The 13,443-nt window shown below is 65.3% G+C and carries 17 protein-coding genes; 11 read left to right on the top strand and 6 right to left on the bottom strand.

Annotation, left to right across the window (positions count from 1 at the left end; genetic code table 11):
- Positions 1-13 precede the first annotated feature (13 nt).
- From AB4Y63_RS11055 to AB4Y63_RS11040, 4 genes are read left to right on the top strand one after another with little or no spacing between them, the layout of a single operon-like run.
- Complete coding sequence (locus AB4Y63_RS11055) at positions 14-778, top strand: CoA transferase subunit A (RefSeq protein WP_441791094.1); 765 nt, start codon at positions 14-16, stop codon at positions 776-778.
- Positions 775-1,440: a CoA transferase subunit B gene (locus AB4Y63_RS11050; protein WP_441791093.1), complete on the top strand. Its 666-nt coding sequence runs from the start codon at positions 775-777 to the stop codon at positions 1,438-1,440. The genes AB4Y63_RS11055 and AB4Y63_RS11050 overlap by 4 nt, the downstream gene beginning before the upstream one ends.
- Entirely contained in the window at positions 1,437-1,955 is a 519-nt protein-coding gene (locus AB4Y63_RS11045) for a MaoC family dehydratase (protein WP_441791092.1), read from the top strand. Before AB4Y63_RS11050 ends, AB4Y63_RS11045 begins: the two co-directional genes overlap by 4 nt.
- A gap of 50 nt (positions 1,956-2,005) precedes the next feature.
- Positions 2,006-2,836 (top strand): HpcH/HpaI aldolase/citrate lyase family protein, encoded by an 831-nt coding sequence (locus AB4Y63_RS11040; protein ID WP_441791451.1) that lies wholly within the window; start codon positions 2,006-2,008, stop codon positions 2,834-2,836.
- A 55-nt stretch (positions 2,837-2,891) separates the two neighbouring features.
- Here AB4Y63_RS11040 and AB4Y63_RS11035 read toward each other — a convergent pair whose 3' ends face one another.
- Positions 2,892-3,398: a glutathione peroxidase gene (locus tag AB4Y63_RS11035; protein ID WP_441791091.1), complete on the bottom strand. Its 507-nt coding sequence runs from the start codon at positions 3,396-3,398 to the stop codon at positions 2,892-2,894.
- 158 nt (positions 3,399-3,556) lie between these two features.
- Between AB4Y63_RS11035 and AB4Y63_RS11030 the strand changes: the two genes are divergently transcribed.
- Positions 3,557-4,723, top strand: coding sequence for an aldo/keto reductase (locus AB4Y63_RS11030; RefSeq protein WP_441791090.1), 1,167 nt, complete (start codon positions 3,557-3,559; stop codon positions 4,721-4,723).
- Between the two features lie 64 nt (positions 4,724-4,787).
- Here the strand turns inward: AB4Y63_RS11030 and AB4Y63_RS11025 are convergent, their stop codons facing one another.
- A complete protein-coding gene (locus AB4Y63_RS11025) occupies positions 4,788-5,396 on the bottom strand; it encodes a TetR/AcrR family transcriptional regulator (protein WP_441791089.1) in 609 nt (202 codons plus the stop codon).
- A 262-nt stretch (positions 5,397-5,658) separates the two neighbouring features.
- Here AB4Y63_RS11025 and AB4Y63_RS11020 point away from each other — a divergent pair, with 262 nt between their 5' ends.
- The 4 genes from AB4Y63_RS11020 to AB4Y63_RS11005 all read left to right on the top strand — a co-directional run bounded on the left by AB4Y63_RS11020 (position 5,659) and on the right by AB4Y63_RS11005 (position 9,003).
- Positions 5,659-7,014, top strand: coding sequence for a M16 family metallopeptidase (locus AB4Y63_RS11020; RefSeq protein ID WP_441791088.1), 1,356 nt, complete (start codon positions 5,659-5,661; stop codon positions 7,012-7,014).
- Between the two features lie 110 nt (positions 7,015-7,124).
- A complete protein-coding gene (locus AB4Y63_RS11015) occupies positions 7,125-7,727 on the top strand; it encodes a histidine phosphatase family protein (RefSeq protein ID WP_441791087.1) in 603 nt (200 codons plus the stop codon).
- A 20-nt stretch (positions 7,728-7,747) separates the two neighbouring features.
- Positions 7,748-8,554, top strand: coding sequence for a 4-hydroxy-tetrahydrodipicolinate reductase (gene dapB / locus AB4Y63_RS11010; RefSeq protein WP_441791086.1), 807 nt, complete (start codon positions 7,748-7,750; stop codon positions 8,552-8,554).
- Positions 8,551-9,003: a hypothetical protein gene (locus tag AB4Y63_RS11005; protein WP_441791085.1), complete on the top strand. Its 453-nt coding sequence runs from the start codon at positions 8,551-8,553 to the stop codon at positions 9,001-9,003. Before dapB ends, AB4Y63_RS11005 begins: the two co-directional genes overlap by 4 nt.
- 19 nt (positions 9,004-9,022) lie before the next feature.
- Here AB4Y63_RS11005 and AB4Y63_RS11000 read toward each other — a convergent pair whose 3' ends face one another.
- Entirely contained in the window at positions 9,023-9,913 is an 891-nt protein-coding gene (locus AB4Y63_RS11000; protein WP_441791084.1) for a TIGR01777 family oxidoreductase, read from the bottom strand.
- A gap of 25 nt (positions 9,914-9,938) precedes the next feature.
- Entirely contained in the window at positions 9,939-10,364 is a 426-nt protein-coding gene (locus tag AB4Y63_RS10995; RefSeq protein WP_441791083.1) for an OsmC family protein, read from the bottom strand.
- A 170-nt stretch (positions 10,365-10,534) separates the two neighbouring features.
- On the opposite strand from AB4Y63_RS10995, the gene AB4Y63_RS10990 reads away from it, so the two are divergent.
- On the top strand, positions 10,535-10,855 hold the full coding sequence (locus AB4Y63_RS10990; RefSeq protein WP_441791082.1) for a rhodanese-like domain-containing protein: 321 nt from the start codon (positions 10,535-10,537) through the stop codon (positions 10,853-10,855).
- Complete coding sequence (locus AB4Y63_RS10985) at positions 10,848-11,342, top strand: nucleoside deaminase (protein WP_441791081.1); 495 nt, start codon at positions 10,848-10,850, stop codon at positions 11,340-11,342. The genes AB4Y63_RS10990 and AB4Y63_RS10985 overlap by 8 nt, the downstream gene beginning before the upstream one ends.
- A 78-nt stretch (positions 11,343-11,420) precedes the next feature.
- On the opposite strand, the gene AB4Y63_RS10980 is transcribed toward AB4Y63_RS10985, so the two are convergent.
- Positions 11,421-12,866 carry an MATE family efflux transporter gene (locus tag AB4Y63_RS10980; RefSeq protein WP_441791080.1) on the bottom strand — a complete coding sequence of 482 codons (1,446 nt, stop codon included), beginning with the start codon at positions 12,864-12,866 and terminating at the stop codon, positions 11,421-11,423.
- Positions 12,867-12,976: 110 nt separating this feature from the next.
- Entirely contained in the window at positions 12,977-13,420 is a 444-nt protein-coding gene (locus tag AB4Y63_RS10975) for a MarR family winged helix-turn-helix transcriptional regulator (RefSeq protein WP_441791079.1), read from the bottom strand.
- Positions 13,421-13,443: the final 23 nt, after the last annotated feature.

The raw sequence follows: 13,443 nt of genomic DNA, 5'->3' as shown, positions 1-13,443 counted from the left end.
AAGGGAACAGATCATGATCGACAAAGTGGTCGGCAGCGCGGCACTGGCCGTCGCCGATATTCCGGATGGCGCGTCGCTCGCGGTCGGCGGGTTCGGGCTCTGCGGAATTCCCACGGCACTGATCCAAGCGCTGCACGACCGTGGCACACGCGAACTTGAGACGATCAGCAACAATTGCGGCGTCGACGATTGGGGACTCGGCATCCTGCTTGCCGACCACCGGATTCGGCGCACGGTCAGCTCCTACGTCGGCGAGAACAAAGAGTTCGCGCGGCAGTTCCTAGCCGGTGAACTCGAAGTCGAACTGACTCCGCAGGGCACCCTGGCCGAGAAACTGCGCGCCGGAGGGGCAGGGATCCCCGCCTTCTACACGCCGGCCGGAGTCGGAACGCAGGTGAGCGAGGGGGGACTGCCGCAACGCTACAACGCCGATGGCAGCGTCGCTGTGGCCTCCGAGGCCAAGGAGGTGCGCCGGTTCGATGATCGCGACTACGTGCTCGAACGCTCGGTCACCCCCGATTTCGCCCTGGTGCACGCTCAGAAAGGTGACCGCTACGGCAACCTGGTCTTTCACGCGGCAGCCGCCAACTTCAACCCGCTCGCCGCGATGGCCGGGCGCATCACCATCGCCCAGGTCGAAGAGCTGGTCGAGCCGGGGGATCTCGACCCCGAACAGATTCACACACCGGGAATCTACGTGCAACGCGTCGTCGTGGTCGGGCCGGTCGAGAAGCGGATCGAACGACGCACCCTCACCGAACCGGAGGCACGGGCATGAGTCTCACCCGCACCGAACTCGCCGCCCGAGTGGCCGCGGAGCTCGAAAACGGCCAATATGTCAATCTCGGCATCGGAATGCCGACACTCATTCCGAACTACATTTCCGCCGACATCGAGGTGGTTCTGCATTCCGAGAACGGCATATTGGGGGTCGGACCCTACCCGACCGAGGCCCAACTCGATCCTGACCTGATCAATGCAGGCAAGGAAACCGTGACGGTGAACCAGGGTGCGGCGTTCTTCGACTCGGCGACATCCTTCGGCATGGTGCGCGGCGGCCACGTTGACGTGGCAGTGCTCGGGGCCATGGAGGTGGCCGAGAACGGCGACCTGGCCAATTGGATGATTCCAGGCAAGATGGTCAAAGGGATGGGCGGCGCGATGGATCTCGTGTTCGGAGCGCGCCGACTCATCGTGATGATGGAGCACACCGACCGCGCCGGGAACCCGAAGCTGGTGAAGCGGTGCTCACTTCCCTTGACCGGGCGCGGCTGCGTCGACCGGATCATCACCGATCTGGCGGTGATCGACGTCACGCCCGACGGGTTCGTGCTTCGGGAACTGGCCCCGGGCGTCAGTCTCGATGAGGTGATTGCGGCCACCGGCGCCGACCTGCACATCGATGACGCCGTGCAGTCAACGAATGGAGCCGGCACATGAACGACAACGACCGGATGAGCGATGCACGAACCGACCTGGTGCAGCGCGGGCTCTATTTTGAGGAATTCGATCTGTCGGTGCGTTACCTGCACCGCCCGGGCCGTACCGTGACCGAGGCGGACAACGTTCTCTTCACGACCCTGACCATGAACACCCAGTCGTTGCACCTCGACGCGGCGTGGGCGGCGACCCAGCCGTTCGGAGAGCGCTTGGTGAACTCGATGTTCACCCTGTCGACCCTGGTCGGCAGCTCGGTCGCGCAGCTGACCCAGGGCACGATCGTCGCGAACCTCGGTTTCTCCGAGGTGACCTTCCCACATCCGCTGTATCACGGGGACACGCTCTACTCGGAGTCGATCGTGACCGACAAGCGCTTGTCGGCCTCGCGTCCCGGCCAGGGAATCGTCACCCTGGAGCACACGGCACGCAACCAGCACGGCGAGGTCGTTGCCACGGCTCGGCGTACGACGCTGGTCTGGTGTCTGGATGCCGCCGAGCGGCCGGTGTCGGAGTGATCGGCTCGCCGTCGAACGGCCGGGAGCCGAGCGGCTCGCCGTCGAACGGCTTGGTGCCCGCACCGTTCGCGCTGGGCCCGGCATTGTTGTTCTGTCCGGCCGACCGGCCAGACCGCTACGGGCGCGCGGTGGAACGGGCCGATGCGGTCATCATCGACCTTGAAGACGCGGTCGCTCCGGCGAACCGCACGGCCGCGCGGGAGGCGTTGATCGCGCATCCGCAGGATCCGGCGCGCACGATTGTGCGGGTGAACGCACTCGGAACGCCTGATCATGAGCTCGACCTGTTGGCGCTGCAATCGACCGGCTACCGAACGATCATGGTGCCGAAGGCCGAGAGCGCAGCCGCCCTTGCCGCGCAGCGCGGCTTTCAGATCATTGCCCTGTGCGAGAGCGCGGCCGGTGTGATTGCCGCCGCTGAGATCGCCGCCGTCGACACCGTTGTGGCGCTGATGTGGGGCGCCGAAGACCTCATCGCCTCGCTCGGCGGAACCTCAAGCCGTCGACCCGATGGTTCCTACCGCGATGTGGCCCGGCACGCCAGATCCCAGGTTCTGCTGGCCGCGGGGGCGCACGGCAAAGTGGCAATCGACACGGTGCACCTCGACATCGCCGATCTCGCCGGCGTCGCTCGTGAGGCGGAGGATGCCGCAGCGAGCGGGTTTGGCGCCACGGCCTGCATCCACCCGAGTCAGGTTGAGCCGATCCGGGGCGGCTACCGGCCGACCGAGGCGCAGATCACCGCGGCCACCGACATCCTCCGCGTAGCGCAATCCCAACCAGGGGTCTTTCAACACCATGCGCAGATGGTCGATGCACCGCTTCTGCGGCACGCTGAAGCGGTGTTGCAGCGGGCAGGGATTCCGCTTCCGGGCGACTGAGCTCGGAGGCGGCGTGAGGAGCGAGGCCGCGTAAGTCGCGAAGCGGCGTAAGTCGTTACGCGGCGCGTTCGTCCGCGAGTGCCGACTCGACCGCGCTGACGATGGCGTCGGATTCCGGTTCGACGGCCGAACCAAAACGGTCGATCACTTCGCCCTTGGAATTGATCAGAAACTTCTCGAAGTTCCACTTGATCAGCCCGGGGAGCATGCCGTTCTTGAACTGCGTCAGTTCGGCATAGAGCGGATGCTGGTGCTTGCCGCGCACATCGACCTTCGCGGTCAACGGAAACGTCACCCCATAGTTGAGGTCGCAGAACTCAGCGATGTCTTCTTCAGTTCCGGGCTCTTGACCCATGAACTGGTTGCAGGGGAGCCCGAGAACCACGAGGCCATCGTCGGCGAACTTCGTGTACAGCGATTCCAAGCCCGCATACTGCGGAGTGAATCCGCACTTCGACGCCACGTTGACCACGAGAACCGTTTTTCCGGCGAATTGGCCGAACGTGGTTTCCGTACCGTCGATGAGGGTGAGGGGGATGTCGTACAGCGCGGATTCAGACATTGCACCAGATTAACTCTCCGGTGCAGTTTTTGTCTGCACGTTGACCGAAGATTTGCCGAGGAGTTAGCTGGCGATGAATATTCGGTAACGGTTTACGCGTCATTCACAGCAACGTCGGAGGCCGGGTCTACTGTCAGGTTTGAGAGGGAGGGGAGCGGATGGGCCGCTTGGTTGACACCATCACCGCCGGCATCAGAACCCAGCGTTCTGAATCCGCTGTTTCCTCTCACAGTCCGGCCGCAACCTCGGTACCCAAAACGACTCCGCCCAGCACGATCCCCGCACCACATGTCGGCCCCGTCGATGTGAAGCTTCAGACGCGCTCGGAGCCGATCGAGGTTCAGCACACCGGACCGATCGTGACAACCGAATCCGGAGCAACCTCCGTTCCGGCGTTCCGGCGGCGGTTGCCCGACACGGAACTCTCCGTGTACCCGTTCGCGCTGGGCTGCAGCGTGTTCGGCTGGACCGCCGACGGCGACACCAGCATGCGCATCCTCGACCGTCACCGTGACCTCGGGGGCAACTTTCTCGACACCGCTGACAGCTACGCGTCAGGGCGCAGCGAGGTGTTGCTCGGAGCCTGGATGCGGAGCAGGCGAACCAGAGACACGACAGTCGTCGCCACGAAGATCGGGCGCAACCGTGACTTTCCCGGTCTCAGCCCCGACAACATCATCGGCGCGGTGCATGCCTCACTGGAACGGCTCGGCACCGACTCCATCGACCTGCTCTACCTGCACCTTGACGACAAGAAAGTGCCCCTCGAAGAGAGCCTCGGCGCGATTGACGCACTCATGCGCGCCGGGTTGGTGAAGAACCTCGCGGCATCCAATTACAGCGCGGAAAGGCTGATGGAGGCTCGGGTGCTCGCGGCAAACGGATTGCCCCGGTTCGTCGCCCTGCAGACCCACTACAACCTGGTGCACCGGGTCGATTTCGAGTCAAACCTGTCGGTGGTCACCCGCGCGCAAGGTCTCGCGGTGATGCCCTATTTCGCTCTGGCCCACGGCTTTCTCACCGGCAAATATCATGCCAAGGCGGATGTCTCTGGCGACGTGCGCGGACACCTGATCGCGCCGTACCTCAACCGGTCTTCGCTGCGGGCGCTTGCTGCGCTGCGCCGGGTCGCCGAAGCACGCGGGGTCGCTTCGACCACGATCGCCCTGGCCTGGTTGTCGGCCAAGGGGATGTTCGCGCCGGTTGCCAGCGTCAGCCGGCCGGAACAGCTGGATGCGATCATGGCCGCGGCGGAGATCCGGTTGTTCCGCAGCGAAATGCACGAGCTCGATCGAGCTTCGGAGAAACTGAGCGACCTGCCCTGAACCTAGAGCTGCCCGAGCCGCCCGGTCTCCCTGACTGCCCGACGCCGGGACTGCCGTCTGGGGCCTAGCCGGCCTGAGCCGCCTCGGCGGCCGCTTCCTCGATCACTCGCTGAACGGCGCGCATCAGGGCGGCCTGCGCCGCGATCGGGTCGCCGAGGTTGGCGCCGGAGAATGCGCCGTCCCTGGCGAGGAAGAAGTCGTCGGCCGCATCGCCGGGACGCGGGTGTCCCATTCCCCGAAACAGGTCCTCGATGCTCGAGATGTACCACTCACGGTGAATGCTCACCGCTTGTCGCACCGGGTGCATCGGATCGGCGAACTGCGCCGCGGCGTTGATGAACGGGCAGCCGTGAAAACTATCGGTGCGCACCTCGGCGGCCAGCGTGTACGCGATGTCGTGAAGGCGGCGAGCCGGTGATTCGTGACGTTCGGCGACCGCGTTCAGCTGCTCGCGGGCACGCTTGTCGCGGCCCTCGATGTACGCGACGATCAGGCCGTCTTTCGAACGGAAGTACTTGTAGAAGGTCGCCTTCGTCACGCGGGACTCACCGATGATGCGGTCGACACCGACGGTGTGTATGCCCTCGCTGTAGAACAGCTCGTCGGCGGTGGCGAGGATGCGCACCTTGGCGTGAGTCGTCGGTCGGACGGCCAAATCGGTCAACTCGGCCATCCGGTCCGACTCCTTTGCGGGAATTGCTTCCCAGCGGTGTTCTGCGAGTGCTAGGGCACCCGGATTCGTAGAAACCGTCGACTGCGACGGTCGAGCCTCGCTGTGCAGGAGACCAGTGAAACCCACGCRAAAACCGACGTTTTGGGGTGGTCGTCGGCGTTCAACATCCAGACAGTAGCACAGTTGGAGACAGACCAGTCTAGGGGGGCATTACCGGTGTGGCGGCCCGCATATCGGAGTGGTGTCGTAAGGTTGTGGGGACATGAACGGTGCAGTTGAATTTCCCCTAGACCTGCCCGAACTCTCTTTTCAGGCGGCAGGTGATTCGCGCGTTCGACGGAGTGTATTGACAAGCGGCGTTCGCATCTTGAGCGAGCAGGTTCCGGGCAGCCGCAGCCTGACGATCGGCCTCTGGGTTGCCGTCGGCTCACGCGATGAGACGCCAGGCCACTTCGGCTCGACTCACTTTCTTGAGCACCTTCTCTTCAAGGGAACACGCGAGCGTTCAGCGCTCGACATCGCAGTGGCTTTCGACTCGGTCGGCGGCGAGCACAATGCGATGACCGCCAAGGAGTACACCTGCTACTACGCCAAGGTGCAAGATCGCGACCTCAGCATGGCGGTCGAGGTGCTCACCGACATGCTCACCTCTTCGCTGCTCGACCCTGTTGAGTTCGAGAACGAACGCGGTGTCATCCTCGAAGAGCTGGCCATGGCCGACGACGACCCGGCGGATGTCGCCAACGAGCGCTTCTTCGAAGCCGTGCTCGGTAAGCACCCGCTCGGTCGCCCGATCGGCGGCAGCCCCGAAACTATTCTCGCGGCCACCCGCGACGCCGTTCACGAGCACTATCTCGCGAACTATCGGCCGCAAGACCTCGTCGTCACCGTTGCCGGTGCCGTCGACCACGATCTGCTGGTCACCCTGGTCACCGCCGGGCTCCTGCGTGCCGGCTGGGACCTCGACGTCGCCGCGACACCGGTCGGTCGACGCACCGATCATGCGGCTGTCATCAGCCAGGGCGACCCCGTCACCATCGTCCGGCGTCCGCTGGAACAGGCGAACATGCTGATCGGCATGCCCGGCCTGGTCGCCTCTGACAACCGTCGAGTCACGATGAGCGTGCTCAACTCGATCTTCGGCGGCGGCATGTCGTCGCGATTGTTCCAGGAAGTGCGCGAGAAGCGCGGTCTGGCCTACTCGGTGTATTCCTTCGCCCCCGGTTATTCCGACGCCGGACTGTTCGGCATGTATGCGGGCTGCACTCCGGCCAAGGCCGGCCAGGTCGCCGACATCCTGATGAGCGAGCTTCACCGTCTCGCCGAACACGGTGTCACCGCCAACGAGATGAAGCGCGCAGCAGGTCAGCTGGCCGGCGCATCCGCCCTGGCGCTCGAAGATTCAGACACTCGGATGTCGCGCCTCGGCCGCTCAGAGATCACCCTCGGCGAGTTCGCCGACCTTGATGAGGCATTGCGTCGCCTCGACCGGGTGACCGCCGATGACGTGCAGAGCCTCGCCGCCGAGCTCGTGTCCGGCCCGATTTCGGTCGCCGCCGTCGGTGCGCTCGACGACAACACGTTCGACTCGATCATTCCCGCGGGCGTTCGACCTTAGCCGCCGGCCGGCGCCCCGCCTTGGGTGACTCCGGCGCTTCTTCCTCCTCGGCAGTGCACGCTCGTGCACCGCCTGCCAGCAAGACAAGCGGTACAACGAAATGGACAACGATGACCCACTACATCTACTTGGTGCGCCACGGCGAGCAACAGGATGCAGAGCACGGTCTTCCTGATGGCCCACTCTCGGCGCGGGGGCGTCGTCAAGCACATTTGATCGCTGAGCGTCTCGGCGGGGTTCCGTTCACCGGAGCCTGGCATTCACCGCTGCAGCGAGCTGCCGCAACGGCTGAGATCATCGCCGAACGGTTGCCGTCGCTGGTCTCTGAGCCGTCCCCGCTGCTGTTCGACTGCATCCCCTCCGGTAAAGCGCCGGAAATGCCGTCGGCCTACGCGCCGTTCTTCGGCGCGGTCACCGAGGCGGAGATCGAGGCAGGCCGGGCTCAGATGGAGGATGCGACTGCCGAGTTCTTGCAGGCACGACCCGGCGAGCGTCACGACCTGCTGATCACCCACAATTTTGTGATCGCCTGGTTTGTGCGCGAGGTTCTGGGCGCGCCCGATTGGCGCTGGATCAGCATCAACCAAGCCAATTGTGGTCTCACGGTGTTGCAGCAGAAGCCCGGTCGCCCGTGGACGCTGGTCACCCACAACGACCTCGGCCACCTGCCGGTTGAGTTGCGCACGGGGTTGCCTGACCCGCTGATGTTCTAGGCGAACGGTAGATTAGACCCATGACTACACGGGTTGCCGTCATCGGCGCGACAGGAAAAATGGGCCGCCTGGTCTGCCAACTCGTTGAGGATGCCGAGGGCTACGAACTCGTCGCCCAGTTGAACTCCCGCAGCCCGCTCTCCGACATGCTCGGTGCGGATGTGGCGGTCGACCTCACGGTTCCGGGCGTCAGCCAGGATGTCGTCGACTTTGCCACCGCCAACGGCCTGCGGGTCTTGGTCGGGACATCCGGTTGGTCGGAAGACCGCATCACTGCGCTCGCCAGCCGCATCGACGGCAACGACGAGACCGGCGTCATCATCATTCCCAACTTCTCAATCGGCTCCGTGCTTGCCAGCGGATTCGCCGCTCAGGCGGCCCGGTTCTTCGACTCCATCGAGATCGTCGAAGCCCACCACGCCGGCAAGGTCGATTCGCCTTCTGGCACCGCGGTGCGCACCGCCGAGCTGATCGGGCGCGCACGAGCGGCGCTCGGGCCGGTCTCGGCGCCGCACACCGATCAGCGCGCGCGCGGCCAGCAGATCGCCAGCGTTCCGGTGCACAGCATCCGGATGGATGGGCTGCTCGCCCGCCAGGAAGTCTTGCTCGGCGGAACCGGTGAAACCCTCACGATCAGCCACAACACGCTCTCGGCCGCGTCGTATGAGCGCGGGATCCTGATCGCCCTGGCGGCAACCCGGTCGGTGCGCGGGGTGACCGTCGGGCTCGATGCGCTGCTCGACCTCGGGCTGGGCCGGGCGGACGAGACAGCTCCCGTGCCGGCGACCGGCGTGCCGGCTCCCGAGTCTTCGGAGATCTCCGCGTGAAGGGCCGGATCGCCGCCCTCGTGATGGCGGCACTTCTTGTTTTCTACATCGTGGTCATCGGCTGGCGAGCGGTGCTGTTCCTGGGCAGCGGTGACAGCGTCGGCATCGTGATCGGCATCGCACTTCTCGTGCTCCCGCTGATCGGGATCTGGGCGCTGGTGCGTGAAATTCAGTTCGGCACGCGGTCGGAACGCCTCGTGAAATTGCTCGAGGAGCAGGGCGCACTGCCGATGGAGCATCTGCCGGTGCGGGCGAGCGGGCGACCGGTGCGTGACGCGGCGGATGCCGAGTTCCCGCGCTACCAGGCCGAGGTAGACGCGGCACCGGAAAGCTGGCAGGCCTGGTTCCGGCTGGGACTCGCCTATGACGCGTCGGGGGACCGCCGTCGGGCACGCCGGGCGATCCGCACGGCAATCACGCTCGAACGTGCGGAGCACACGACCGCCTGATCGCTTTCGCAACGCTCGACTAGCTCTGACGCAGCATCCAGTCGATCGCCGCTGTCGGCGTGCGGTGGGTGAACTGAAAACCATCGTCCTGCAGTTTCTGGCTGCTGACCTGCTGATCGGCTAGGAGCAGCTGCCGCGCTGCATCCTGGAGTGCGAGGGTGAGCACTTTCTCGGGCACGGGCAGGAGGAACGGCCGGTGCAGCGCGTGCGCCAGGGCGCGCATCACGTCGTTGGCGCTGGCGGGGTGTGGAGCGGTGAGGTTGACCGGTCCGGACAGGTCTGAACTGAGCAGATGAACCAGGGCCGCTGCCTCGTCGAGGAGACTGATCCACGGCCACACCTGAGTGCCACGACCGAGCGGGCCGGCAAGCCCGAGGCGGGTCACCGGGATCAGCGGCGCCAGGGCGCCATGCCGGGCGAGCACGAGACCGGTGCGAAAGGTGACCACCCGCGTCGACTCGGGGGCGCGGTGCGCTTCGGCTTCCCAAGTGGCGACGACGCCGGCCAGAAAGTCGTCGGCCGGCTCGGCGTCCTCGGTCAGAATCTCACCGGGGCGATCGCCGTAGATTCCGGTGGCCGAGGCGTTCAGCAACAGGCGAGGAGGCCGCGCGGCCCGGTGCATCGCGTCGGTCAGGGTGCGCGTGGCTTGAACGCGGGAGCGCAGAACCTCGGTGCGATACCTGGGTGTCCAGGGCAGGCGGGCCAACGACGCCCCCGCGAAATTCACGACGGCGTCGAAGCCGTCGAGCGCGGTCTGCTCGATGAAGAGATCCGGGGGATTCCAAGAAATCTCATTGCGCGCGCCGGGCGGCCGACGAACGAGCCGGAACACGGTGTGTCCGGCTGCTGTGGCCGCCCGGGAGAACGCGGTGCCGATCAGGCCGGAGGAACCGCTGACGAGAATTCGCATGTCGGTCTCCGCTGGGGTGAGTCGGTTAGGCGAGTTCTGCTTCGAGGGTGATCGGGATGCCGGTCAGGGCCTTCGAAATCGGGCAGTTGACCTTGGCGTCTTCGGCGATGACCTCGAACTCTTCGGCAGTCAGGCCGGGAACACGGGCGTTCACCAGCAGGTGACTGCCGACGACGCCGACGCCGGGCTGGAAAGTGACCGCAGCGGTGGTCTGGATGGATTCGGGCGTGTGGCCCGCCTCAGCGAGAGCGAGGGACAGCGCCATTGAGAAGCAGGCGGAGTGGGCCGCGCCGAGGAGTTCCTCTGGGTTGGTCGTGTTCGGGGCGCCTTCAGAGCGCGCCTTCCAATTGACGGGGAATTCGGCGGCGTGCGACGAATCGAGTGTGACGTTTCCGGAACCTGTCGCAAGCGGTCCGTTCCAGACCGTCGTTGCTTCGCTGGTGAGTGCCATGATGTTTCCTCCAAGAGTGAGTCTTCAGCCTATCCGTCGGGCTCGCCTGAGTCATCGCGGAACTGCAAGCCCACTCGAAGCCCGGCCAGCTAGCATCAGACGTGGGGACCGGTTCGCTGTCGTTGTCGCGCAGTGACGACCGGCATCCCTCAGCAGCTTGGAGAAAGGGCATGACCATGCAGGAAATCACAGCTTCGGAACTTGCGGCACTCGGGAGCACCGCAGTCGTGCTCGATGTGCGCGAAGACGGCGAGTATGCCGAGGCGCACCTGGCCGGCTCGACGCACATTCCGATGAGCGAGTTTGTCAACCGCTTGGCCGAGGTTCCGCGTGAAGACACACTGTATGTGCTCTGCCACGCCGGGGGCCGCAGCGCCCAGGTCACGGCTTACCTCGAGCAGCAGGGCTTCGATGCGATCAACGTCGCCGGCGGAATCTCGGCCTGGCAGGCCGAGGGACACCCGGTCGAGACCGGCGCAGCGCTTGTCTGATTCCTCGGCGCAGCCGACTGAACGCGACCTGGCGCGGTTGCGAGACGCGATCGCCCTTGCCGGCAGCGCGGTCGCTCACGGCAACCATCCGTTCGGGGCGGTGCTGACGGATGCCGACGGCACCGTCGTGCTGCAGGCCGAGAACTCGGTCACCACCGACGTCGATTGCACGGCGCATGCGGAGACGGCGCTCATCCGGATGGCATCGCACCGCTACACACCCACCGAACTACGCGACTTCACGCTCTACACGAGTTGTGAACCCTGCGCGATGTGCTCCGGCGCGATCTACTGGGCCGGCGTCGGCCGCGTCGTCTACGCGCTGGGCGAGCGCGACCTGCTGGCGATCACCGGTTCGAACCCTGAGAACCCGACGATGAGCCTGCCCTGCCGCACGGTCTTCGCCGCAGGACAGAGGGCCACTACCGTTGTCGGGCCCGCGCTCCGTGAGGAAGCGACGGCGCCGCATCTCGGTTTCTGGGACTGAGTGGTGTCGGACTGACCATCGTGGGAATGAGCAGGCTGGGGCTGAGGTTTCTGGTGCGGAGCGCCGTCGTTGTGGCGATCAGGCCTCGGCCTGACTCAGCGCCAGTTCAGCCCGTTCCGGGCTGCCCTCAGCGAGTCCGCGGTCGATCGTGCGACGAGAGGCGAGCCAGAACACGACGCCCACGACGAGCACGGCACCCTCGCTCACCGTCAGCGCCCAGATGATGCCGGGCAGCCCGAACCAGAGATTGCCGAGCAACACGACCGGAATGAACAGAACACCCTGCGTCACCGACATCACGGTCGCGGCGGCTGCCCGCCCGGTGGCCTGAAAAAGCGACGTCAGGAGGCCGGCGAACCCATTCGCGATCATCGCGACAAGCTGCGCCGCGAGGATCGCAACGCCGATCGAGAGGAGTGAACCGTCGGACACGAAGCTGGAGAAGATCTGTTCCCGAAAGAAGAACACTGACGTCGAGAAGATCAGGACGATGCCTCCGACCGCGATCGCGGATGCCCGCATCGCCGAATCGAGGCGGCTGCGATCTCCTTTTCCATACGCGTAGGCAAGCAGCGGCAGCACCCCGATCGTGATGCCCATCACCAGAAACTCCGGCACCTGGGCAATGCGCACCGCGATGCCCATCGCGGCAAGCGGGCCATCGCCGTATGCAGCGGCAAGGTTATTGAGCACCAGCGACGTGAGAATGAGAAATGCAGACTGGAGCAGGGTGCCGACGCCGACGCCGAGCACCGGCTTCACGACGGTCGGCGACAGAGTGAACCAGCGCGGCGCGAGGCTCATATGTTCGCTGTGCCGCATGAGCCAGGTGGCAAAGTAGGCGACGATGACAAGGTTCGAGAGCCCGACGGACAGCGCCACACCGGCGACGCCCCAATGCAGAACAAGGACGAACAGCACATCGAACACGAGGTTCGCGACCACAGATGCGATCAGTCCGATCATCACTTGGCGCGCGGCGCCCTCCGCTCGCACGAGCTGCTCGAGACAGAAGGCCGCGGCGAGCACCGGGACGAAGGCGAGCATGACGGAGACGTAGGCGCTCGTGGCGGGCGCAGCGGCGGCATCCGCACCCAACACTGACACCAGCGGGTGCAGTAGGAGCAGCCCAGCGCCGCCGACCACGGCACCGACGATGACCGAACCCCAGACGGCGAACGACGAGACACTCTTAATGCTGTCGGCCTGTGCCGGCTCGTGTTCTGCGGCGCCGAGTAGGCGTGAGACGAGCGCGCCGCCACCGACTCCGAACATGCCGCCGACCGCCATGACGAGGCTAAGCAGCGGCATTCCGAATGTGATCGCGGCGAGCAATGAAGTGTCGTGGAGCGAACCGACAAAGCCGGCATTGATGACGTTGTAGATCGCACCGACGACCATCGCGGCCGCCATCGGGATGCAGAGATGGAGGAGGGCGCGCACAATCGGCGCGGAGGAGAGGTACCAGCGGTTGGTACCGACGGCGTCGGCCTTCGTGGGGGATTCAAGATTCATAGTGCTCATGACTGCTCCTTTCCGGGCAGGCTCGAGCGCGCGCCGACGGACGCCGGCGCGGCGGAGGAAAATTCTGGGTGCGCGGCCGGGCTACGGCGGCTCGTGCAGGGGTGCGGTTGTTACCGCGACGGTCGTGGCAGTTCGGCGGTGACCTTGGTGAGCAGAGCATGCAGGGTGGCCCGCTCCGTTTGGCTCAAGGGAGCCAGGATCACGTCGTTGGTCTCCGCCATCGCAGTGTCAAACCCGGCGATGAGTTCGCTGCCGACCGGTGTGGCATAGACACGTTTGCTGCGCTCATTGCCTTCGTCTGTGCGACGTTCGACGAGACCGCGACGCTCGAGCCCCTGCAGGAGGCTGGAGACACTTGCCGCGCTCGTGCGGCTCACCTCCGCGATGTCGCGCTGGATTGCTCCCGGATTCTGAACTAGATAGCCGAGCACAAAGGCTTGTTCGTGACTGAGCTCCCGCGCCCGGATCCAGTCCTCGCCGGCCTTGCGCTGAGCCCAGCCCAACCAGCGTACGAGGTCGAGTGTGCTGGTGAGCTGAGGTCCCTGTGCATCCATGGTTAGAACTCTAACTGTTCGAG

This window comes from Leifsonia sp. YAF41, from assembly GCF_052113185.1.
In the GTDB taxonomy this organism is placed as follows: domain Bacteria; phylum Actinomycetota; class Actinomycetes; order Actinomycetales; family Microbacteriaceae; genus Cryobacterium.
Note: the sequence above shows the minus strand (reverse complement) of the source record. Positions and strands in the feature narration are given on the sequence as shown.